The organism is Streptomyces hyaluromycini (assembly GCF_002217755.1).
GTDB lineage: Bacteria > Actinomycetota > Actinomycetes > Streptomycetales > Streptomycetaceae > Streptomyces > Streptomyces hyaluromycini.
Genome location: NZ_BCFL01000024.1, coordinates 290,451 through 313,126 on the forward strand (window position 1 = coordinate 290,451; position 22,676 = coordinate 313,126).

Sequence of the window (22,676 nt, forward strand, 5' to 3'; positions counted from 1 at the left end):
GGCGCTGAAGTTCCTTACCAACAGGGGGAGTCACCACCATGCGATCCATCCGGCCGTCGTTCGCCCTTCGAGGTGGAAGGGGCGCGCCCCGTGCGCTGGCGGCCGTCGCCCTCGCCTCGGCGCTGGTGCTGACCGCCACCGCCTGCGACGGCTCCGGCGACGACAACGCGGGCGGCCCGGCGTCCGCGTCCGCCACGGCCGACACCGGTGACGGCAAGATCAAGATCCCGGACGACATCAAGAACAAGCTCAAAGAGCACGGGATCGACATCGACAAGTGGAAGCACGGCGCCTGGAAGAACTGGGACAAGGACGACTGGCTGCGCGAGGCCAACGACTTCATCAACCCGATCATCAAGGGCCTGTGGGACCCGCACCGGATGCGGGACGCCAACGACCCCGACAAGGACAAGGGCGTCGACACCAACGACATCTCCGGTGACCAGGGGGTGACCGACCCGACGCCGGAGCCTGTTCAGGCGAAGGCGGTGCGACCGGCGTACCACGCGAGTGCGGCCACGGCCGGCAAGGTCTTCTTCGACTCCCCCGAGGGCACGATGGTCTGCTCGGCGACGGTCGTCGAGGACCCTGCCCACCCCGGCAAGTCCAACCTGGTGTGGACGGCGGGGCACTGTGTGCACGCCGGCAAGAACGGCGGCTGGTACCGCAATATCGCGTTCGTGCCGTCGTACAACGACAAGGGACTGACCGGTTCGGCGCTGGCGGCGGCGACGCGTTCGCAGATCGCGCCGTACGGCGTCTGGTGGGGTGACGGGGCGCAGACCTCGCAGCAGTGGATCGACCAGGGCGGTGAGACGGGGGGCAACGGTGCGTCGTACGACTACGCCGTGATCCATGTGACGCCGGAGCAGGGGAACGGCGGCAAGTCCCTTGAGGAGACGGTCGGTTCGGCGCTGCCGGTGAACTTCGACGCGCCTGCGGTGCCGAAGGTGCCGAGCATCACCGCCACCGGGTATCCGGCGGCGAAGCCGTACGACGGGTCGCTGCTGTATCAGTGCGCGGACCGGCCGGGGCGGCTGTCGGTCGACGCGTCGGCGCCGACGATGTACCGGATCGGATGCACGATGACCGGTGGGGCGTCGGGGGGCGGCTGGGTGGAGACGGGAGCCGACGGCAAGCCGGCGTTGGTGTCCAACACGTCGATCGGACCGGTGAGTTCGGGGTGGCTGGCCGGGCCTCGGTTCGGTGATGTGGCGAAGGGTGTGTATGAGGCGGTGAGCAAGGAGTTCGCCGACCAGTGAGGGGAAGCCGGATGCGCTTTGTCACCGTGGTTCAACAGGTGGGTCGGCGACTGACCCGTCGTCGTGGTTGATCGCGCCCACGCGGCGAAGCCGCATATCGACAACAGCCCCGCGCCCCCCAGGTAAGCGAATGGGCCGCCCCCTGAAAAAGGGGGCGGCCCATTCGCTTACGAACTGTCACGCAGCCGGAGCCGGAACATACGGCGCGAGCTCCGCCGCCAGTTCCTCGTGGACGCGGACCTTGAGGAGGGTGCCCTCGGCGGTGTGTTCCTCCGAGAGGACCTCGCCCTCGTTGTGGGCGCGGGCCACGAGCTTGCCGTGGGTGTACGGGACCAGGGCCTCGATCTCGACCGACGGGCGGGGCAGCTCGTTGTCGATCAGGGCGAGCAGTTCCTCGATGCCCAGGCCGGTGCGGGCCGAGACGGCGAGGGAGCGCTTCTCGTTGCGGAGCAGTCGCTGGAGGACCATCGGGTCGGCCGCGTCCGCCTTGTTGATCACTACGATCTCGGGTACGTCGGTGGCGCCGACGTCCCTGATCACCTCGCGTACGGCGGCCAGCTGCTCCTCCGGGACCGGGTGCGAGCCGTCGACCACGTGGAGGATCAGGTCGGCGTCGCCGACCTCCTCCATGGTGGAGCGGAACGCCTCGACCAGGTGGTGGGGCAGGTGGCGGACGAAGCCGACGGTGTCGGTCAGCGTGTACAGGCGGCCGCTCGGGGTCTCCGCGCGGCGGACCGTCGGGTCCAGGGTCGCGAACAGCGCGTTCTCGACCAGGACGCCGGCGCCCGTGAGGCGGTTGAGCAGGGAGGACTTGCCGGCGTTGGTGTACCCCGCGATGGCGACGGACGGCACCTTGTTGCGGCGCCGCTCCTGACGCTTGATGTCGCGGCCGGTCTTCATCTCCGCGATCTCCCGGCGCATCTTCGCCATCTTCTCGCGGATCCGCCGCCGGTCCGTCTCGATCTTGGTCTCACCGGGACCACGCGTGGCCAGGCCGCCGCCCTTGCCGCCGCCCATCTGGCGGGACAGCGACTGACCCCAGCCACGGAGCCTCGGCAGCATGTACTGCATCTGCGCGAGCGAGACCTGCGCCTTGCCCTCTCGGGACTTGGCGTGCTGGGCGAAGATGTCCAGGATCAGGGCGGTCCGGTCGATGACCTTGACCTTGACGACGTCCTCCAGCTGGATCAGCTGGCCCGGGCTGAGCTCACCGTCGCAGATGACGGTGTCGGCGCCGGTCTCGACGACGATGTCGCGCAGCTCCAGGGCCTTGCCGGAGCCGATGTAGGTGGCCGGGTCGGGCTTGTCGCGGCGCTGGGTGACGCCGTCGAGCACGAGCGCGCCCGCCGTTTCGGCGAGGGCTGCCAGCTCCGCGAGGGAGTTGTCCGCGTCCTGCACGGTGCCCGAGGTCCACACCCCGACCAGCACGACCCGCTCCAGGCGGAGCTGTCGGTACTCGACCTCGGTGACGTCCTCGAGCTCGGTGGAGAGGCCCGCCACGCGGCGCAGGGCCGCGCGCTCGGAACGGTCGAACTGGTCGCCGTCCCGCTCTCCGTCGATCTCGTGGCTCCAGGCGACGTCCTCTTCCATCAGGGCATCGGCCCGAAGACCGTCGGGGTAGTCCTGCGCGAGGCGCCTGGTGTCCTGGGAAGGGGAAGAAGAGGAGGTCATTGGGTCCTTACGTCGATGGGGATGCCGAAGCCGGCTGCAATTCTCTCAACGTACGAGTACCCCGGGAGATTCCCCGCGACCCGTACCGTGCCGGCCTGTGCCGGCCTGTGCCGACCCCACGATGGTCGCACGGCACGCCCCGTCCCGGCACCGTGTTATTCCGGGGGCCGCCCGGCCGTTACTTCCCGGTCTGCTTCTTCGGGGCCGGTACCTGCTTCCAGTCCGGGTGGCCGGGCATCGGCGGGGTCTTCTCGCCGTAGAGCCAGGCGTCGAAGAAACCGGTGAGGTCGCGGTTCGCGATCGCGGAGGCCAGGTGGACGAAGTCGTCCGTGGTCGCCGTGCCGTCCTTGTGCTGCTGGACCCAGATCCGCTCCAGGCGCTCGAAGGCGGGCCTGCCGATCTCCTGGCGCAGGGCGTAGAGGGCGAGGGCGGCGCCGTCGTAGATGTTGGGGCGGAAGATGCTGATCTTCTGGCCGGGCTCGGGGGCCTTGGGCAGGGCGGGAGGTCCGTCGGCGGTGCGCCAGCGGTCGGAGGCGCCATACGCGTCCTTCATGCGGTTGATCATGGGCTGGTGGCCCTTCTCCTCCGCGTACAGCTCCTCGTACCAGGTGGCGTGGCCCTCGTTCAGCCAGACGTCGGACCACACGCGCGGGCTGACGCTGTCGCCGAACCACTGGTGGGACAGCTCGTGCACCATGATCGACTCGATGTACCACTTGGGGTACGCGGGTTCGGTGAACAGGTTCTTCTCGAAGAGGGAGAGTGTCTGGGTCTCCAGCTCGAACCCGGTGGACGCCTGCGCCATCAGCACGCCGTACGTCTCGAACGGGAAGGTCCCGACCTTGCTCTCCAGCCAGGCGATCTGGTCCGGGGTCCTGGCCAGCCAGGGTTCGAGGGTCTTGGCGTCGGCGCTCGGGACGACGTCCCGGACGGGCAGTCCGTGCGGTCCCGTGCGGTGCAGTACGGCGGAGCGGCCGATGGAGACCTGGGCCAGCTCGGTGGCCATGGGGTGCCGGGTGCGATAGGTCCAGGTGGTGGTGCGGCCGGTCCGGGCCGTCTCGGCGGGCAGCCCGTTGGCGACGACGGTGTAGCCGTTCGGGGCGGTGACGTGGAAGGTGAACATCGCCTTGTCGGACGGGTGGTCGTTGCACGGGAAGACCAGGTGGGCGGCGTCGGCCTGGTTGGCCATGGCGAGCCCGTCGGTGGTGCGCACCCAGCCGCCGTCCTGGCCCTTGGCGGACACCGGGTCGCTGGTGTGCTTCACCGTGATGCGCGTCCAGTCGCCCTGCCGCAGCGGCCTGCCGGGCGTGACGACCAGGTCCTCACCGGCGCTTTCGAAGGTGGCGGGCCGTCCGTCGACCTCGACGGACTCGACCTTGCCGTGCGCGAAGTCCAGGTTGAGCCGGTCCAGGTCGGTGGTGGTGACGGCGTTGATGGTGGTGACGGCCTGGAGCGGCTTGTCGTTGCTGCCGGGATAGGCGAAGGAGAGGTCGTACGACGCCACGTCGTACCCCGGGTTGCCGAGGTACGGGAAGAGCCGGTCGCCGAGGCCCAGCGGGACCGGCGGGGCGCTCGCGCCGAGAAGGGCGACGGAGACGGCGCAGGCGAGGAGAGCGGCGGCCCGCCGGTGCCGGAGCGGGCCGGTGACGCGCCGGGACGGACGGGTGCCTTCCGGCAACGGACGGGTGGGGCCCGTCAGCGGGCGGGTGCATCCCGTCAGCGGGCGGGTGCTTCCAGTCAGCGGGCGGGTGCGGAGGGTGAGCGGCATGAACCACCGCTACCAGCGCACCCCACCCTCACGACGGTGACGCGCGACCGATCCACTCGAACGAGTAGGTCACTGGTGTTGCGCTCGGCCGACGTCGTACACGCCTGGCACGTTGCGCATCGCGCGCATCAGGGCGGGCAGGTGGGCCGCGTCGGGGAGCTCCACGGTGTACGTGTGGCGGACGCGCTGCTGGCTGGGGGGTTCCACGGTCGCCGAGACGATCTCGGCGCCCTCCTGGGCCATCGCCTCGGTGAGGTCGGCGAGCAGATGGGGGCGACCGAACGATTCGGCGACCAGGGTGACCCGGCAGGCCGTGCTGTCGCCCCAGCTCACGGCCACCTCAGGGCGCCCGGAGCTCTTCATGTGCGCCACCGAGGCGCACTCCACGCGATGCACGGTGACCGCTCCCCCGCGTACGGCGAAGCCGGTGACCTCGTCGGGCGGTACGGGGGTGCAGCAGCCGGCGAGCCGTACGGTCGCGCCGGGGCGGTCGGCGACCACGGCGCTGGCGGTCCGGGGGGCGCTGCTGGGAGCGCTGCCGGGGGCCGGGGGGTCGAGTACGGGACGGCTGGGGACAGGGTCCGGCGGCTCTTCGGCACGGTCCGGGTGGGCGGCGAGCCAGCGCTGGATGGCGATCCGGGCCGCCGGGGTGTGGGCGTGCTCCAGCCATTCCCGGGAGGGCTCGGAGGCCGGGTCCTGGCCCATCAGGAGCTGGACGGTGTCGCCGTCCCTGAGGACCGTGCTGAGGGTGGCGAGGCGGCCGTTGACGCGGGCGCCGATGCAGGCGTGGGCGTCCTCGCCGTACTGGGCGTAGGCGGCGTCGACGCAGGTGGCGCCCTCGGGGAGGCCGAGGGCGCCGCCGTCGGGGCGGAAGACGGTGATCTCGCGGTCCTGGGCGAGGTCCTCGCGCAGGGTGGACCAGAAGGTGTCGGTGTCCGGTGCGGCCTTCTGCCAGTCGAGGAGGCGGGAGAGCCAGCCGGGGCGGGTGGGGTCGGCACGCTCGCCGTCCTCCGGGGAGTCGGAGCCGGGCGTACCGGTGGCCGGAGCGCCGGTGGCAGGAGCGCCGGCGGCCGAGGGGCCGGCGGCGGAGGTCTCCGCGGCCGGGGCGTCGGCGGCCGGGGCGTAGGGGTTGCCGAGGGCGACCACGCCGGCCTCGGCGACCTTGTGCATCTGGTGGGTGCGGATGAGGACTTCGGCGACCTGTCCGTCGGCGCGGGCGACCGCCGTGTGGAGCGACTGGTACAGGTTGAACTTCGGTACCGCGATGAAGTCCTTGAACTCCGAGACCACCGGGGTCATACAGGTGTGCAGTTCGCCGAGGACGGCGTAACAGTCCGCGTCCTCGTTGACCAGCACGAGGAGGCGGCCGAAGTCGGCGCCGCGCAGCTCGCCGCGTTTGCGGCTGACGCGGTGGACCGACACGAAGTGCCGGGGCCGGATGAGGACTTCGGCCGGGATGTCGGCCTCGCGCAGCACTCCGCGGACCTCGTCGGCGATCTCGGCGAGCGGGTCGCCGGAGCGGGCCGCGTTCTCGGCGATCAGCTCCCTGGTGTGCTCGTACTCCTCGGGGTGCAGGATGGCGAAGACCAGGTCCTCCAGCTCGGTCTTCAGCGCCTGCACGCCGAGCCGCTCCGCGAGCGGGATGAGCACGTCACGGGTGACCTTGGCGATGCGGGCCTGCTTCTCGGGGCGCATCACGCCGAGGGTGCGCATGTTGTGCAGACGGTCGGCGAGCTTGATCGACATCACCCGGACGTCGCTGCCGGTGGCGACGAGCATCTTGCGGAACGTCTCGGGTTCGGCGGCGGCCCCGTAGTCGACCTTCTCGAGTTTCGTCACCCCGTCGACCAGATAACGGACCTCCTCGCCGAACTGTTCCCGCACCTGGTCGAGCGTCACATCGGTGTCCTCGACGGTGTCGTGCAGCAGAGACGCCGTCAGGGTCGTCGTCTCGGCGCCGAGTTCGGCGAGGATCAGGGTGACCGCGAGGGGGTGGGTGATGTACGGCTCGCCGCTCTTGCGCATCTGGCCGCGGTGCGAGGACTCGGCCAGGACCCAGGCGTGGCGCAGGGGTTCGAGGTCGGCGTCGGGATAGTGGGCGCGGTGCGCCTCGGCGACATGGCCGATGGCATCGGGGAGTTTGCCGCGGGCGGCGTTGCCGAGCAGCGCGGCCCGGCCGAGCCGACGCAGGTCGATCCGGGGGCGGGCCTTCCTGCGGACCGCCGCTGCGGGCGCTGCAGGACCGGGCGTCGCAGGGTTCGTGGCCTCCGCACTCATGGGCACACCTCCGGCTCGTGGACCGGCGGACGGGGCCCCAGGGCATACGCGGCTCAGGGATTGGCGACGTTCCCCCGTCCGTGCCGGTGCTTGATGCTACCGAGCCCATCGCGCCCGATTGACCGGCTCCCGCCGAGCGTGAAACGGATCACCCAATCGAGCGACGATTTCGAGGTTTACGATTTTGCGCCACCTGTTCGGGGGGTGGCCGACGTTTTTCGCCACCGTGGCAACGCGGGCCGTGGATCCGGGTGTTGGACCACCGCCCGGACCACGGTTTACGACGTGCAGTCAGCTCAACGGACGGTGTTTTCCAGCCACTCCGTGCTGATCTCGCCCGTGGCGACAATCACTGCGGGGCCGGTCATCTCGATCTCGCCGTCGGGCCGCTCGGTGATGACGAGCCGTCCGCCGGGCACGTCCACGGTGTACGTCGCCGGGGCGCCGGTGACGGCGGGGTCGGCGCCGTCGCGGCGGGCGGTGGCCACGGCGACCGCGCAGGCGCCGGTGCCGCAGGAGCGGGTCTCGCCGGAACCGCGCTCGTGCACGCGCATCGCGACGTGGCGGGGGCCGCGGTCGACGACGAACTCGACGTTGACCCCTTCGGGGTAGGCCGACGGCGGGCTGAAGGGGGGCGGGCTGTAGAGGTCACCGGCGTCGGCGAGGTCCTCGACGAAGGCGACGGCGTGCGGGTTGCCCATGTTCACGTTCCGCGCGGGCCAGGTGCGGTCGCCGACGCGCACGGTCACGTCGCCCTCGGGGAGGCGGGCGCTGCCCATGCCGACGGTGATGTCACCGTCCTTCGCGATGTGCACGGTCTTGACGCCGCCGCGGGTGGCGACGGCGAGGTCACCCTCCGTGGCGTGGCCGGCGTGCTGGAGGTAGCGGGCGAAGACGCGGACGCCGTTGCCGCACATCTCGGCGATCGAGCCGTCGCCGTTGCGGTAGTCCATGAACCACTCGGCGTCGGCGGCCATCCCCTCGGCCTCCGGGTGCGCGGCGGACCGTACGACGTGCAGCACGCCGTCGGCGCCGATGCCGGCGCGGCGGTCGCAGAGGGCGGCTACGGCGGCCGGGGTGAGGTCCAGGGCGTTGTCGGGGTCCGGGACGATCACGAAGTCGTTCTCGGTGCCGTGGCCCTTGAGGAAGGGGATGCTCATTCTTCGAGGGTAGAGGAGGAATGGGTGGCGCTTCGGGTGCGGGTGGGTGGGGGCTGGTCGCGCCCACGCGGCGGAGCCTCATGTCGATACAGCCCCGCGCCCCTGACGGGGCGCTCCAGCGGGGGGCGTTTTCAGCACAGCCCTACTTCAGCGCAGGCGCGCTACCCGCCACACCGCCAGGACGGCCACGATCGCCACCAGGACCACGTAGCCGATCACCACGCGCCAGTCGGGCCTGCGGCCCGAGCCCCTCGCCGGGAGGCCGGGCCAGGTGTATCCGACCTTCCTCGCCGCCATCATTCCCCAGCCCGCCGCGCAGGAGCAGATCAGCAGGCCCAGCATCGCGATCACCGCGCCGCTGTCGCCGAAGTCGAAGGCCAGCGGGAAGGCGAACATCAGGGAGCCGACCGCGGCCAGGCCCACGATGGGGGCCAGCTGCCACAGGCGCAGTCGGCGCTGCGGGCGGAGCTCCACCTCGACCTCGGGGCCGCTCGCGAACATCTCCTCCGGCTCGGGGCCGTCGGCGGTGACGCCGCCGCCCACCGTGTCGTCCGGACCGTCGGAGCTCAGCCGGTCCTCGGCCTCCACTGCCTCACTGGCCCCGACTGCGACGTGCTCGGTGTCTTGTGCGGTGTCGCGAGGGCCGGCCTCCATCGCCACGCGCCCTCCCAACCTAGGACTCCACTTGCGATCGAAGCTCGATGATGGCACGGCGCCGGAGGCCTCGATGACCTGTGGCGCATCCCGATGCAATGACGTGATCAGGCTGTGACCGGTCGTTCGACCAACGCCAGGGCCAGCCGCGGAAGTTCCTCGCGGTCCGCTGCGGCCCCACTCAACCAGTGCACCCGGGGATCGCGCCTGAACCATGAATCCTGGCGGCGCGCGAAGCGCTTGGTGGCACGGACGGTCTCGGCCCGCGCTTCCGCTTCCGTGCACTCGCCCGCGAGCGCCGCCAGCACCTGCTGGTAGCCGAGCGCGCGCGACGCCGTGCGTCCCTCACGCAGCCCGTGCGCCTCCAGTGTGCGCACCTCGTCCACGAGCCCGGCCTCCCACATCCGGTCGACGCGCAGCGCGATGCGCTCGTCGAGCTCGGGGCGGGCCACGTCGACGCCGATCTGGACGGTGTCGTAGACCGAGTCGTGACCGGGCAGGTTGGCGGTGAAGGGGCGCCCGGTGATCTCGATCACCTCCAGCGCACGGACGATACGGCGGCCGTTGCTGGGCAGGATCGCGCGGCCCGCCTCGGGGTCGGCCGCGAACAGCCGGGCGTGCAGGGCGCCGGAGCCGCGCAGCGCGAGCTCGTCCTCCAGCCGGGCCCTGACCTCGGGGTCGGTGCCGGGGAACTCCAGGTTGTCGACGGCGCCGCGGACGTACAGCCCGCTGCCGCCGACCAGCACCGGCCAGCGGCCCTCGGCGAGCAGGGCGTCGATGCGGGCGCGGGCGAGCCGCTGGTACTCGGCGACGGAGGCGGTGACGGTCACGTCCCAGATGTCGAGCAGGTGGTGCGGGACGCCGCCGCGCTCCTCGGGCGTCAGTTTGGCGGTGCCGATGTCCATCCCCCGGTACAGCTGCATGGAGTCGGCGTTGACGACCTCCCCGCCGAGCCGTTGGGCCAGGAAGACGCCTAGGTCGGACTTTCCGGCCGCGGTGGGGCCGACGACGGCGATGACACGGGGGGCGGGGGGTGCGCTGCTCACCGCACCAGTCTCGCAAACCTCGGAGGCGGGTCTCGAACGAGTTACGTGACGGAGCGTGTCCGGCTTCGTTGCCCGTTGCGAGGTTCCCGCCACCGCCGGCGAGAGGCGGAGACCGGTCCGGCGCAATCGGACGCACCGGGGTCACGCGGGATTTCGCTCGCACGAGTAACGTATGGAGTGGATATGGGCGTTTTTGCATGGTTCCTTGGGAAGAAGCCGAAGGCGTCGGAAGAGCCGGACGCCAAGGTGCCCGCCGGTGCCGAGCCGGACGGGCCAGGACCGGAGAACGCGGCGGAGGAGGCGGCCGAGGCGGCGGCGAAGGGCTCGGGCGAGGACGACGGCCGGAGCGCGGACGCGAGCACGGAGACGGAGCGTGCCGCGGTCGCCGCCGAGAGCACCGAGATCCCCAAGCAGCAGTCCGCCAAGGAGGCCGCCGACAACGAGGCCGGCGAGGGCGCCCGCACATAACGGCCCGCGAGGGAAGCCATAGGGAAGGTAACCATGGGTCTTTTGGACAATTTGAAGGCCAAGCTCGCCCCGGCCAAGGACAAGGCCTCTCATCTCGCGCAGCAGCACGAGGACAAGGTCGACAAACTTCAGCACGGCATCGACAAGGCCGCGCGGGTCGTCGACGAGAAGACCAAGGGCAAGTACAGCGACAAGATCCAGACGGGTACGGGCAGGGCCAAGGGCGCCGTGGACCGGTTTGTGCACCCGGACGCCATGGGCGGTACGGGTGGTCCGGCGCCCGACCCCACCACCCCGACCCGGCCGGAGGGACCGCCGTCGGCTTCGTGAGCCGGGCGGGTCCCGGAGAGGATCGGCGGACGGCCGAGAGTCACCCGACTCCCGGCCGTCCGCCGTTTCGGCGGGCGGTCGGGACGGGGCGCGGGCAGTCGGGACGGGGCGCGGTACGGCCGGGACCGGGCGCGGTACGGCCGGCGCTCAGGACCAGGTCGCGACCAGGTAGCAGACGCCGTACGGTGCGTCGTCGTGGAGCAGGGCCCCGGCGAGGTCCGCGTCCTCGGCCGCGCCGGCCAGGACCTGCCAGGGGGCGCGGCCGGCGGCCTTGAGCTGTGCCGCCAGGCCGGCGTCGAGGGCCTTGATCGCCGTGATGTCGGCCGCGCCGAGCGCCCGGGCGACCTCGGCGTCGAAGGGGGCCGCCCGCTCGTCGAGGTAGCCCGGCGCCTTGAGGGTGCGGCAGGCGCTGGCGTCGCCCATGACCAGCATCGCCACCCGCGCGACCCGGCCGGCGATCTCCCGGCCGGCCCGGACGCACCGCTCGGCCTCCAGGGGCTCGCCGACGCCGAGCCCCTCGATGGGGGCGTCGGCCCAGCCGGTGCGCTCCAGCAGCCAGGCGGCGACGGCGAGCGAGGGCGGCAGCTCACGCTCACCGGCCGCGTCCCGCCCACCGGCCGCGCCACTGCCCAGCCGTACGTCGACCTCGACCCCGAAGCCCCGGAAGGTGCCCCGGCTGCCCTGGGGGAACACCCCCCGTCCCGGCTCTTCGGCGGGCCCCACCACCACCAGGAGGTCGGGCCGGGCGGCGGCGAGCACCCCGAGCGCGTCGGCGCAGGCGGCACGCGTGGCGTCCAGCTCCGGCGCGGCTCCTGCTGCGACCTCGGGGACGAGGACGGGCGGGCAGGGACAGACGGCGGCTGCGACAAGCATGATCGGCAGCCTACTGCGGGTAGGCGGACGCGGCACCGGTGCTCCACGCCAGTTCCGCCAGCCGGTAGAACACACGGTGCGTGGACATCATCCCGGCGATGTGGACGTAGTACGCGTCCCCGTCCCCCACCCGGAACACCTCACGGCGCTGCTGGCGCAGGCCCGCGCGTGGACGGTGGGTGCAGGCGACCTCGTACAGGGTGGCCCTGGCCTGCTCCGGGGTGCTCTCGAAGCGGGTGACCTCCTCGACCTTGTAGTAGTCCCCGTTCCCGAACTGCACGACAACCACCCAGCGCGCCATGCTCCGCCCCCCGGCTCCTGATCGACGTGAGGAGTATGGCGGGTCCTCAGTGCGCCGCGCAGCCCCCGGTCGCCACCGGCAGCGGCTCCGGTACGCCGATCTTCGGCAGCCCCAGCAGCACGCCCGCCGGCTTGGCGGTCTCGGCCGCGTTCCGCTTCTCCCAGGCGTCGCCGGCGCGGGTGCGCCGTACGCCGAGCACCGGGCCCTCGGCGAGGAGGTGGTGCGGGGCGGCGTAGGTGATCTCGACCGTGACGACGTCGCCGGGGCGGACGTCCTGGTCCGGCTTGGTGAAGTGGACCAGGCGGTTGTCGGGGGCGCGGCCGGAGAGGCGGTGGGTGGCGCCGTCCTTGCGGCCCTCGCCCTCGGCGACCATCAGCTCCAGGGTGCGGCCGACCTGCTTCTTGTTCTCGTCCCAGGAGATCTCCTCCTGGAGGGCGACGAGACGCTCGTAGCGCGCCTGGACGACCTCCTTGGGGATCTGGTTCTCCATGGTCGCGGCGGGGGTGCCGGGCCGCTTGGAGTACTGGAAGGTGAAGGCCTGCGTGAAGCGGGCCTCGCGCACGGCGTGCATCGTCTGCTCGAAGTCCTCCTCGGTCTCGCCGGGGAAGCCCACGATGATGTCGGTGGTGATCGCCGCGTGCGGGATCGCGGCCCGCACCTTCTCGATGATCCCGAGGTAGCGCTCCTGCCGGTACGAGCGGCGCATCGCCTTCAGGACGGTGTCCGAGCCGGACTGCATCGGCATGTGCAGCTGCGGCATCACGTTCGGGGTCTCGGCCATGGCCGCGATCACGTCGTCGGTGAAGTCACGGGGGTGCGGGGACGTGAACCGCACCCGCTCCAGGCCCTCGATGCTCCCGCACGCGCGCAGCAGCTTGCTGAAGGCCTCGCGGTCGCCGATGTCGGAGCCGTACGCGTTGACGTTCTGCCCGAGCAGCGTGATCTCGGAGACACCCTCGGCCACCAGGGCCTCGATCTCGGCGAGGATGTCGCCGGTGCGGCGGTCCTTCTCCTTGCCGCGCAGGGCCGGGACGATGCAGAAGGTGCAGGTGTTGTTGCAGCCGACGGAGATGGAGACCCAGGCCGCGTAGGCGCTCTCGCGCCGGGTCGGCAGGGTGGAGGGGAAGGCCTCCAGCGACTCGGCGATCTCGACCTGGGCCTCTTCCTGGACGCGGGCGCGCTCCAGCAGGACCGGCAGCTTGCCGATGTTGTGCGTGCCGAAGACGACGTCGACCCAGGGGGCCTTGCGCACGATGGTGTCGCGGTCCTTCTGCGCCAGGCAGCCGCCGACCGCGATCTGCATCCCGGGCCGCTCCGCCTTCCTCGGCGCGAGCCGGCCGAGGTTGCCGTACAGCCGGTTGTCGGCGTTCTCCCGGACCGCGCACGTGTTGAAGACGACGACGTCGGCATCGCCGTCGGACCCCTCGGGGGCGCGCACGTACCCGGCCTCCTCCAGCAGCCCGGACAATCGCTCGGAGTCGTGGACGTTCATCTGGCACCCGTAGGTACGGACTTCATAGGTCTTGGGTGCTGATACGTCCACTACGTCCACTGCGGGGCTCCGGTCGCTGCTCCTGGTCATGCGTCAAGGGTAGGCGCTGTTCCCGGAACCCTGTCCCCACCCGTCCCGGGGCCGGGGTTCCAGGGGGAAAGCCTCTGATCATGGTGCGGCGGCACACCCATGCACAGGCATGTCACAGCACACCACTAGAGTTCTCGATCACTTGACCGACCAGGGAGCGCCGGGGGGAACCTCTCTCGGGTCCTTGCGCTCCCGGTCGCAGTGCACCGAATTCTCTGGGGGGACACCATGAGACGCAGCACCTTCCTGGCGGCAGCCACCGCGACCGCGCTGTCCGCCTCCCTGTTCACGGGGCTCTCTCCCGCCCGGGCGGACGGGACCGGCGGCGGTCCCGTGCTGTCCGACGCCGACGGCTGGGACGAGCCGGGTCTGCTCTTTGTGACGGCGCACTCCGACAGCCCGCTCACCCGCATCACGGCCCACTTCTATCCGCTGGACGCGCCGGACGGGGCAGCCGAAGCCGGATCGACCGAGGACTTCACCCAGTACTCGGGGGAGGACGCCCGGTCCGGAGTCTGGCGGGCGCCGGTCCACCTGGCGGCACTCGGCGACTACCGGGTCACCGTCGATCTGCAGGACGCCTCCGGCGCCACCGTCACCGGTGCGCTGTCCCCGCACCCCCTGCGGTACCGGACCATCGTCACGATCTCCGATCTCACCACCACCCCGAGCGTGCCGGACTACCTCCACCAAGAGGTCTCCGTCAGCGGCACGGTCGTCGCCCGGGATCCCCGCGACCCCGGCACCCCGGCTCCCGCCGAGGGCACGCCCGTCGGCGTCTACACCGTGCGCGGCCGGACGACCGCGACCGCGACCGCCGGCGCCGACGGCCGCTTCACCACCGCCTTCCTCCCCACCATGCCCTTCGACACACTGTCCGCCATACCCCAGGCCTCCGACAGCCACCCGGGGGCGATCGACCTGCCGACGTACCCCCAGGACCTGCACACCACCCAGGCACCGGTCCGCTTCTCGGCGAGCACGCACGCCCTGAACCTGAAGCAGGGCGCCACCGGAACCGTCACCGGTCACGCGGAGATCCAGACCACCTCCGGCTGGCAGCCGCTGCCGCACACCACGATCACCCTCCTGGACTCCAGGATCGTGGCCGGCCAGACCACCACCGACAGCCGGGGCGACTACACCCTGCGCGTCTCCTCGAACAGCCCCGCCCCAAGCGCCGACCTCATCGCCGGCGCCGACGGCTCGCCCTTCCAGCAGATCGCCACCCAACCCTTCAGCCTCCACGTCGCCTACACCACCCACATCGACCTGACCGCGTCCCTCAAGGACGACGGGTCCATGCCGACCTACGGCTACGTCTACTACGAAGAGGCACGCGCCCACTGGCCCGCCAAGCCCACCGTCACCCTGCAGTACTCCAAGGACGGCAAGACCGGCTGGAAGAACGCCGCCACCGTGCCGCTCCCGATCCGCTACAACAAGCCCCTGTTCCAGGAGTGGTTCGACCGCACCCTCACCGCGCCGGACACCGACGCCTACTGGCGGGCCCGCTTCGACGGCAACCCCGACCTGGGCACCAGCACCACCAAGCCCGTGCACCTCTATCGCTACGCCACCCGCATCACCGGCTTCCACGCCTCCCCCGACCCGGTCCGCAAGGGGCAGCCGATCAGCTTCGCCGGCACCCTGCAGTACAAGAAGGGCGCCACCTGGAAGCCGCTCTACGGCGGCTCACCCAGCCTCTACTTCAAGCCCCGCGGCTCCAGCACCTACCACTACGTCTGCGACCTGGACACCGACAAGCACGGCCACCTCGTCGGCATGGTGAGCGCCGAGCGGGACGGCACCTATGCCCTCGCCGTCAACCGCCAGACCGGTGACCACTACCTCAGAAGCGCCAGGGTCACCGACTACGTCGACGTCCGCTGAACCGCCGTCCTCCTGTCCCGGCGCCGAGTTCTTACGGAGATCTTTCGTGCGGGCCGGGTCCGGAAAGGACGGCGGTGCCGGCGACGCGGATCTGGTGTGAGGCCGAGGCAGGTCTCGCATCAGTGCCGGCGGCCGATGCCGCCGCGTCGACAGGAGCGCAGGAACATGACGATGGACATGAAGACGGTGGCCATGAAGACGGTGGGCATGAGGTCGAAGGCCGTCGCGGCGGTCGCCGTGATGGCGGCCGCCGGGGTGTCTCTCGCGCTGGGCGCCGGATCCGCCTCGGCGTACCCGGGCGGCACCCCCGGGGCCGTGTTCGTGCAGACCGACGGGGTGACGGGCAACGCCGTGGTGGCCTACAGCCGTGCCGCGGACGGCACGCTGCACCGCGGCGGCGTGTACCGGACCGGCGGGCTGGGCGGCGTCCTGGACGGCTCGGCGGTCGACCACCTCGCCTCGCAGGGGTCGCTGACATACGACAGGGCGCAGGGTCTGCTGTACACCGTGAACGCCGGCAGCGACACGGTCACGGTGTTCTCGGTCCGGGGCGACAAGCTGATCCGTCGTCAGATCGTCTCGTCCGGAGGCGACTTCCCGGTGAGCGTGGCCGTCCACGGTGACCTGGTGTACGTGCTCAACGCGCTCGGCGGCGGCTCCGTGCAGGGCTTCCGGAGCGTGCACGGCTCGCTGGTGAAGGTGCCCTCCTGGCACCGCTCCCTCGGCCTGGACCCGGCCGCCACGCCCCAGTTCACGCACACCCCCGGGCAGCTCGCCTTCACCCCGGACGGCCGCGCGCTGGTGGTGACCACGAAGGCCGGCGCCAACACCATAGACGTGTTCCCGGTGCACCGGACCGGCATCGCGGCCCGGCCCGTGGTCACCGCCACTCCCGGCGCGGTCCCCTTCGGCTTCACCTTCGACGCCCGGGGGCGGCTGGTGGTGACCGAGGCGGGCACCAACTCGGTGGCCACCTTCCGGATCGGTGCGGACCTGCGGCTGACGAAGGTCTCGGAGGTGGCGACCGGTCAGGCGGCGACCTGCTGGATCGCCCGGGACGGCGCGCACGTGTACGCCTCCAACGCGGGCAGCGGCACGCTGTCCGGCCTGCGGGTCGGCGCGGACGGTTCGCTCACGGCGGTCGGCACCACCGCGACCGGTGCCGGCACGGTGGACGCCGACGTCTCCTCGGACGGCCGCTTCCTGTACGCGCAGACCGGCAAGGAGGGCGGCGTCGACGAGTTCCGCGTGAACGGCGACGGCTCACTGACCCGGGTGGGTTCGGTCGTCGTCCCCGACGCTGTCGGCGGCGAGGGCATCGCCGCCTCCTGACGGCAGGCCGCTCGCCGTCGTGCCGGGCCCGGGTTCAGGTGCCCAGCACGGCGGCGAGCAGCCCGTGGTAGTCCTCGTCGCAGGGGCCGCAGGAGAGCAGGTGCGCCGAGACACCCGGCCAGTGGAGCTCGGGATCGTCTCCCGCGGCCTTGAGCTCCACGTACACATGGAGCACGCGCAGCGCCTCGTCGCAGCCCACGTCCCTCGGGTCCGTGGTCAGGAACCTCTCCAGCGACGCCCGCGCGGAGAGCCGGTCCGGCTCCGTCATGACCGCCTCCCGGGGATCTCGTCCAGATAGCCCTGCGCCACGAGATGGTCGCGCAGCCTGCGCCGGGCGTCGAACATCGTCTTGTAGACGGCGTTCCGGCTGGTCCCGAGTTCCAGGACCAGCGTGTCCAGCGGTACGGCGTCGAGGACCAGCGACACGAAGACCCGGCGCTGATGGCGCGTCAGTACCTGGTCCGCCGCCGCGCGCACGGCGGCGGCCAGGGCGCGTGCCGCGGACGAGTCCGCGGGGTCGGCGCCGAGCCGGTCGGGCAGGCGGTCCCAGTCCTCGCCGTCGAGTTCCGCCCGCCGGGTGCGCCAGAAGTGGCGGCCGATCTTCGCCGAGACCTCCAGGACGACGAACCGGTAGGCCCAGGTGGTGAACCGGCTCTCCCCGCGGAAGTCGCCGACCTTCCTGGTGATGGCGAGGAGAGCGTCCGCGGCGGCCTGGTGGGCGAGGTCGTCGACCTCGGGTCCTTCGAAGCCGTACCGGGAACGCCGTCTGGCCAGTTCCCTTCTGGCGATCCGCAGAAGCTCGCCGTGCAGCCGGGTGCAGGTCTGCTCGTAGGCGGCCCCGGCCGAGGACAGGCCCCGCACCCAGGAGGCCGAGACCGGGTCGAACGCGTGCGCCGCGTCGGCGGGCGCCGCGGCCGGCTCCCGCGCCGGCTCGCCCTGCTCATGTCTGGTCACCGACCCCATGGGCCCCATCGTAAGCGCCGCGAGCGGGGCTCGCGGGGGCCGGTGGCGGCAAGGCGTGGTGGGGATACGGGGATTGACGCCACCACATTTACTTAGAGTAGCCTTGCCTAAGTTGACCGCTTCCGGAGGGTGGCCGGTGGGATCAGGGGAACTGTCGGGGCGGGACGTCCTGGCGAGCTCGGTCAAAGGACAGGGGCGGCGGGTCGCTCTCGGCGCGGCGCTCGGCTGTGTGCACCAGCTCGGGGAGGCCCTGGTCCCCGTGCTCATCGGCGTCGTCGTCGACCAGGCCGTGGCCGGGCGCGACGCCGGGCGTCTGGTGCTGTGGCTGGCCGTGCTGGCCGTCCTGTACGTGTGCCTGTCGTGGAGTTTCCGGCTGGGCGCGCGGGCCGGGGAACGCGGGGCCGAGGAGGCCGCCCACGAGCTCCGGCTGGCGGTCGTGCGCAGGGTGCTCGACCCGCGGGGCGGCGCCGAGGCGGACCGGCTCTCCGGTGAGCTGGCCAACGTCGCCACCGAGGACGCCAAGCGCGTCGGAGCGGTCAACATGGCGCTGATGAGCGGGATCTGGGCGGTCGCCGGCATCGCGGTGAGCGCCGTGGCGCTGCTGCTGACGTCCGTGCCGCTCGGTCTGATCGTGCTGCTGGGCACTCCCGTGCTGCTGTGGCTCGGGCATCTGCTCAGCAAGCCCCTGGAGCGGCGCAGCGCGGCCGAGCAGGACCGGGCCGCGGGCGCGGCGGGGGTCGCGGCCGACCTGGTGGCCGGGCTGCGGGTGCTGAAGGGGCTCGGCGCGCAGCGGGCCGCGGTCGAGCGCTACCGCCGCACCAGCCAGGTCTCCCTCGCGGCCACCCTGCGCGCGGCGCGGGCCGAGTCGTGGCAGACCGGGCTCGTACTGGCCCTCACCGGCGGGTTCATCGCGCTGATCGCCTGGGTGGGCGGCCGGCTGGCGCTCGACGGCTCCCTCACCTTGGGGCAGTTGGTCTCGGCCGTCGGCCTGGCGCTGTTCCTCCTTGGACCGTTGGAGACGTTCGCCTGGGTCAACGCCGAACTGGCGCAGGGGCGTGCCTCCGCCGCCCGGATCGCCGAGGTGCTCTCCGCGGGGCCCGCCGTCACGGGCGGCGACGAGCCGGTTCCGGACGCGGTGCGCGGGGAGTTGCGGCTGCGCGGGGTACGGCTCGGCGGCCTCGACGGTGTGGACCTCGACGTGCCCGCCGGGCGGCTGACCGGGATCGCGGTGACGGATCCGGCCTGCGCCGAGGCCCTGTTGAGCTGCCTGGGCCGGGAGGCCGACCCGGAAGCGGGCTCGGTCGAGCTGGACGGCGTGCCGCTGACCCGGCTGGACCCGGCCCGGCTGCGGGCCGCGGTGCTGGTCGCCGCGCACGACGCCGCGCTGTTCGAGGGCTCCCTCGCCGGCAACGTGGTCCCCGCGGGCACGGCCGACGACACGCTGACGGCACGCGCCCTGGCCGCCGCCGACGCCGACGAGGTGGTCCGCTCGCTGCCGCACGGCGCGGCCACCGGGGTGGGCGAGGGCGGGCGTTCCCTGTCCGGCGGGCAGCGGCAGCGGGTCCTGCTGGCGCGGGCCCTGCGGGCCGGACCCCCCGTCCTGGTCGTGCACGATCCGACGACCGCGGTGGACGCGGTCACCGAGGCCCGGATCGCCGAGGGGCTCAGGGAGTTCAGGCAGGGCCGTACGACGGTCGTGGTGACCAACAGCCCGGCGCTGCTCTCCGTCGCCGACCGGGTGGTGCTGCTGGACGGCGGCCGGGTCGGCGCCGAGGGCACCCACGCGGAACTCGCCCGGACCCATGAGACCTACCGGACGGCGGTACTGGCATGACGGACGTCAGCGCAGGGCCGGACAGCACCGCAGGGCCCGACGGCGCCGAGCGCGACCTGCTGCCCACGGCCACGCCCGCCCGCACCCGCGCGGCCGTACGCGAACTCCTGCGGCCCGACCGGAAGCTGGCGGCCGCCGGCTTCGGCACCCTGATGGTCGCCACGGCCGTCGGACTGCTCACCCAGCCGCTGCTCGGGCACATCGTGGACGTGGTCACCGAGCACCGCTCCCCCGACGCGCTCACCCGGCCCGTCCTCGCGCTCGCCGGGGTCGCCGCGGTGCAGGGTCTCACCACCGCGCTGGGCATGTCCCTGGTGTCCCGGCTCGGCGAGACCGCGCTCGCCCGGCTGCGCGAACTGTTCGTGGAACGCGCCCTGTCGCTGCCCCTGGAGCGACTGGAGCGGGCGGGCTCCGGCGACCTCAACGCCCGGGTCACCCGGGACGTCTCCCGGGTCGCCGACGCGGTCCGCACCGCCCTGCCCGAACTCGCCCGCTCCGCGCTGTCGATCGTGCTGACCCTGGCCGCCCTCGCCCTGCTGGACTGGCGGTTCCTGCTGGCCGCGCTGCTCGCGGTGCCCGTGCAGGCGCACACCGCCCGCTGGTACGTGCGCAACGCCGTGCCCCTGTACGCGCAGGAGCGGATCGCCACCGGGTCCCAGCAGCAGCAGTTGCTGGACACCATCGGCGGGGCGCGGACGGTACGGGCGTACCGGCTGCAGGACGACCACACCCGCCGGGTCACCGAGCGCTCGCGGGCGGCGGTGGAGCTGACGATGCGCGGGGTGCGGCTGGTGCTGCGCTTCTACAGCCGGCTGCACATCGCCGAGTACGTGGGCCTCGCCGCCGTGCTGGTCACCGGGTTCCTGCTGGTCCGGTCCGGCTCAGCGTCGGTCGGTACGGCGACGGCCGCCGCGCTCTACTTCCACAGCCTCTTCGGGCCGGTCAACACCGCGCTGGTGCTCCTTGACGACGCCCAGTCGGCGACGGCGGGACTGGCCCGGCTGGTCGGGGTCGTCGACGAGCCGGCGCCCGCTGCGGACGAGCACCCGGACGGTCGTACGACCGGTGTGGCGGGCGATCCGACCGTGACGCTGACCGGGGTCTCGCACGCGTACGTGCCCGGCCGTCCGGTGCTGCACGGCGTCGACCTGGAGGTGCGGCCCAAGGAGCGGGTCGCGCTGGTCGGCACCACGGGCGCGGGCAAGACGACCCTGGCGCGGCTGGTGGCGGGACTGCACCGCCCGGAGGCCGGCCGGGTCGACGTCGGCGGCGCCGAACCGGACGGCTCCGGCCGCCTGGTGGGGCTCGTCACCCAGGAGGTGCACGTCTTCGCCGGCCCGCTCGCCGACGACCTGCGCCTGGCCCGCCCGGACGCGAGCGCCGAGGAGCTGCGGGACGCGCTGGCCACGGTGGGCGCCCTCGGCTGGGCCGAGGCGCTGCCGGAGGCGCTGGACACGGTCGTCGGCGACGGCGGGCACCGGCTCACCGCCGACCAGGCCCAGCAACTCGCCCTGGCCCGCCTGCTGCTGGCCGATCCCCCGGTCGTCGTGCTCGACGAGGCGACCGCCGAGGCGGGCAGCTCCGGTGCCCGGCTGCTCGACGAGGCCGCCGAGCAGGCGCTGCGGGGCCGTACCGCGCTGGTCGTGGCGCACCGCCTCAGTCAGGCCGCCGCGGCCGACCGGGTGGTGGTGCTGAGCGACGGCCGGGTGGTGGAGGAGGGCACCCACGGCGAACTCCTCGCCGCCCGGGGCCGGTACGCCGCCCTCTGGCAGGCCTGGTCGGACCACCGCTCCCCCGCCGCCCCCCACTGATCCCCGGAAGACCAAGCCGCCCCCCGCCGGTCCCATCGCAGAGAACAGCCGAGAACAGCCGAGAACGGCCAAGACCAGAAGGATCAGCCGATGCCCCGCGCCACCAGAGTGTCCAGGCTCACCGGCCTGCTCGCCTCCGTACTCCTGCTCACGGCGACGGCGGTCGCCTGCGGCTCCACCGACTCCGGCTCCGACAACGTCTCCGGCTCGTCCGCGGCCGCGAAGGAGGGCTCGTCCGCGGCCGCCGGCGCGTTCCCCGTGACGATCGCCCACAAGTTCGGCAGTACGACCATCACGTCCGAACCCAAGCGGATCGTGACCGTCGGCCTCACTGACCAGGACGCCGTCCTGGCCCTCGGCAAGGTCCCGGTCGGCACCACCGAGTGGCTGGGCGGCTACAAGGGCGCGATCGGCCCGTGGGCCCAGGACAAGCTGGGCAGCGCCGCCGCGCCGACCGTCCTCAAGGACACCGGCACCGGCCCGCAGGTGGAGAAGATCGCCGCGCTCAGGCCCGATCTGATCCTCGCCGTGTACGGGGGGCTGACCAAGGCGCAGTACGAGAGCCTGTCGAAGTTCGCGCCGGTGGTGGCCCAGCCGAAGGAGTACAACGACTACGGCGTGCCGTGGCAGCAGCAGACCGAGGAGATCGGGCAGGCGCTCGGCAAGGCGGACGAGGCCAAGACGCTGGTCTCGGGTGTCGAGGCCAAGTTCGCGGCGGCCGAGCAGGCCAACCCCGCGTTCGCCAAGGCCACGGCGGTCATGGCGACGCCGTACCAGGGCGTGTTCGTCTACGGCAGCCAGGACCCGCGCTCCCGGCTCCTGTCCGACCTCGGCTTCACGCTGCCCAAGGACCTCGACAAGGTGATCGGGGACCAGTTCGGCGCCCAGATCAGCAAGGAGCGCTACGACCTGCTCGACCAGGACGTGGCCGTGTGGATCGCGCCGGACACCACCACGTCGGTCACCAAGCTGCACAGCGACCCGGTCTACGGCGATCTGAACGTGGTGAAGCAGGGCCGTGAGGTCTACATCAAGGAGACCAGCGACTACGGCAACGCGGTGTCCCTGTCGACCGTGCTGAGCATCCCCTACGTCCTGGACCGCCTGGTGCCGCAGCTGGCGGCGGCGGTGGACGGCAAGGCGGCCACGAAGGTCGAGCAGCCGGCGTCGTGACGCAGACGAAGGGGGGTGGATCCGGGAGACCGGATCCACCCCCCTTTCTTTTTGTCTGTCAGGAGCCGTCTACGAGGCTCTTGGGCCGCATGTCCGTCCAGTGCGTCTCGATGTGGTCCAGGCACTCCTGCCGGGCCGCCGGGCCGTGGACGACCGTCCAGCCGGCCGGTACGTCCACGAAGTCGGGCCACAGGCTGTACTGGCCCTCGTCGTTGACGAGGACGGAGTAGACGCCGTCGGGGTTCTCGAACGGGTTGCTCATGTCAGCGGATCCTTGC

General features: G+C 72.2%; 20 protein-coding genes. 8 read left to right on the forward strand and 12 right to left on the reverse strand.

Annotation, left to right across the window (positions count from 1 at the left end):
* Positions 1-38 precede the first annotated feature (38 nt).
* A complete protein-coding gene (locus tag SSP29_RS32085) occupies positions 39-1,262 on the forward strand; it encodes a trypsin-like serine peptidase (protein WP_089104352.1) in 1,224 nt (407 codons plus the stop codon).
* 177 nt (positions 1,263-1,439) lie between these two features.
* Here the strand turns inward: SSP29_RS32085 and hflX are convergent, their stop codons facing one another.
* From hflX to miaA, 6 genes are all read right to left on the reverse strand, one after another.
* The gene (hflX, locus tag SSP29_RS32090) at positions 1,440-2,933 is read right to left on the reverse strand and encodes a GTPase HflX (protein WP_089104353.1); all 1,494 of its coding nucleotides are present in this window, start codon (positions 2,931-2,933) and stop codon (positions 1,440-1,442) included.
* A gap of 178 nt (positions 2,934-3,111) precedes the next feature.
* Entirely contained in the window at positions 3,112-4,701 is a 1,590-nt protein-coding gene (locus SSP29_RS32095; protein ID WP_089104354.1) for a M1 family metallopeptidase, read from the reverse strand.
* A gap of 69 nt (positions 4,702-4,770) precedes the next feature.
* Positions 4,771-6,978 carry a RelA/SpoT family protein gene (locus SSP29_RS32100; protein WP_089104355.1) on the reverse strand — a complete coding sequence of 736 codons (2,208 nt, stop codon included), beginning with the start codon at positions 6,976-6,978 and terminating at the stop codon, positions 4,771-4,773.
* A gap of 296 nt (positions 6,979-7,274) precedes the next feature.
* A complete protein-coding gene (dapF, locus tag SSP29_RS32105; protein ID WP_089104356.1) occupies positions 7,275-8,138 on the reverse strand; it encodes a diaminopimelate epimerase in 864 nt (287 codons plus the stop codon).
* A 147-nt stretch (positions 8,139-8,285) separates the two neighbouring features.
* Positions 8,286-8,792, reverse strand: a complete 507-nt coding sequence (locus SSP29_RS32110; protein ID WP_089104357.1) for a hypothetical protein — start codon at positions 8,790-8,792, stop codon at positions 8,286-8,288.
* 107 nt (positions 8,793-8,899) lie between these two features.
* Entirely contained in the window at positions 8,900-9,838 is a 939-nt protein-coding gene (gene miaA, locus SSP29_RS32115; RefSeq protein ID WP_089104358.1) for a tRNA (adenosine(37)-N6)-dimethylallyltransferase MiaA, read from the reverse strand.
* A gap of 183 nt (positions 9,839-10,021) precedes the next feature.
* Between miaA and SSP29_RS32120 the strand changes: the two genes are divergently transcribed.
* Together SSP29_RS32120 and SSP29_RS32125 are read left to right on the forward strand one after the other, a co-directional pair.
* The gene (locus tag SSP29_RS32120; RefSeq protein WP_150135309.1) at positions 10,022-10,306 is read left to right on the forward strand and encodes a hypothetical protein; all 285 of its coding nucleotides are present in this window, start codon (positions 10,022-10,024) and stop codon (positions 10,304-10,306) included.
* Positions 10,307-10,339: 33 nt separating this feature from the next.
* Positions 10,340-10,636 carry an antitoxin gene (locus SSP29_RS32125; protein WP_089104359.1) on the forward strand — a complete coding sequence of 99 codons (297 nt, stop codon included), beginning with the start codon at positions 10,340-10,342 and terminating at the stop codon, positions 10,634-10,636.
* Between the two features lie 147 nt (positions 10,637-10,783).
* On the opposite strand, the gene SSP29_RS32130 is transcribed toward SSP29_RS32125, so the two are convergent.
* Genes SSP29_RS32130 through miaB form a run of 3 tightly spaced genes read right to left on the reverse strand, consistent with a single transcriptional unit; the run spans position 10,784 to position 13,392 of the window.
* Positions 10,784-11,509: a class III extradiol dioxygenase subunit B-like domain-containing protein gene (locus SSP29_RS32130; RefSeq protein WP_089104360.1), complete on the reverse strand. Its 726-nt coding sequence runs from the start codon at positions 11,507-11,509 to the stop codon at positions 10,784-10,786.
* Positions 11,510-11,519: 10 nt separating this feature from the next.
* Complete coding sequence (locus tag SSP29_RS32135) at positions 11,520-11,810, reverse strand: hypothetical protein (protein ID WP_089104361.1); 291 nt, start codon at positions 11,808-11,810, stop codon at positions 11,520-11,522.
* 46 nt (positions 11,811-11,856) lie between these two features.
* Positions 11,857-13,392: a tRNA (N6-isopentenyl adenosine(37)-C2)-methylthiotransferase MiaB gene (gene miaB / locus SSP29_RS32140; protein ID WP_089104362.1), complete on the reverse strand. Its 1,536-nt coding sequence runs from the start codon at positions 13,390-13,392 to the stop codon at positions 11,857-11,859.
* 228 nt (positions 13,393-13,620) lie between these two features.
* On the opposite strand from miaB, the gene SSP29_RS32145 reads away from it, so the two are divergent.
* A complete protein-coding gene (locus tag SSP29_RS32145) occupies positions 13,621-15,285 on the forward strand; it encodes a hypothetical protein (RefSeq protein ID WP_089104363.1) in 1,665 nt (554 codons plus the stop codon).
* Between the two features lie 165 nt (positions 15,286-15,450).
* On the forward strand, positions 15,451-16,617 hold the full coding sequence (locus SSP29_RS32150) for a lactonase family protein (RefSeq protein WP_245883318.1): 1,167 nt from the start codon (positions 15,451-15,453) through the stop codon (positions 16,615-16,617).
* 34 nt (positions 16,618-16,651) lie between these two features.
* Here SSP29_RS32150 and SSP29_RS32155 read toward each other — a convergent pair whose 3' ends face one another.
* Entirely contained in the window at positions 16,652-16,885 is a 234-nt protein-coding gene (locus SSP29_RS32155) for a hypothetical protein (RefSeq protein ID WP_089104364.1), read from the reverse strand.
* A complete protein-coding gene (locus tag SSP29_RS32160; protein ID WP_150135311.1) occupies positions 16,882-17,580 on the reverse strand; it encodes an RNA polymerase sigma factor in 699 nt (232 codons plus the stop codon). Before SSP29_RS32160 ends, SSP29_RS32155 begins: the two co-directional genes overlap by 4 nt.
* A gap of 136 nt (positions 17,581-17,716) precedes the next feature.
* On the opposite strand from SSP29_RS32160, the gene SSP29_RS32165 reads away from it, so the two are divergent.
* The 3 genes from SSP29_RS32165 (at position 17,717) to SSP29_RS32175 (ending at position 22,398) form a co-directional block, all read left to right on the forward strand.
* Positions 17,717-19,414 carry an ABC transporter ATP-binding protein gene (locus tag SSP29_RS32165; RefSeq protein WP_245883320.1) on the forward strand — a complete coding sequence of 566 codons (1,698 nt, stop codon included), beginning with the start codon at positions 17,717-17,719 and terminating at the stop codon, positions 19,412-19,414.
* Positions 19,411-21,225 carry an ABC transporter ATP-binding protein gene (locus tag SSP29_RS32170; RefSeq protein WP_089104365.1) on the forward strand — a complete coding sequence of 605 codons (1,815 nt, stop codon included), beginning with the start codon at positions 19,411-19,413 and terminating at the stop codon, positions 21,223-21,225. Before SSP29_RS32165 ends, SSP29_RS32170 begins: the two co-directional genes overlap by 4 nt.
* 90 nt (positions 21,226-21,315) lie before the next feature.
* Positions 21,316-22,398 carry an iron-siderophore ABC transporter substrate-binding protein gene (locus SSP29_RS32175; protein WP_089104366.1) on the forward strand — a complete coding sequence of 361 codons (1,083 nt, stop codon included), beginning with the start codon at positions 21,316-21,318 and terminating at the stop codon, positions 22,396-22,398.
* A 58-nt stretch (positions 22,399-22,456) separates the two neighbouring features.
* Here the strand turns inward: SSP29_RS32175 and SSP29_RS32180 are convergent, their stop codons facing one another.
* Positions 22,457-22,660 (reverse strand): MbtH family protein, encoded by a 204-nt coding sequence (locus SSP29_RS32180; protein ID WP_089104367.1) that lies wholly within the window; start codon positions 22,658-22,660, stop codon positions 22,457-22,459.
* Between the last annotated feature and the right edge of the window lie 16 nt (positions 22,661-22,676).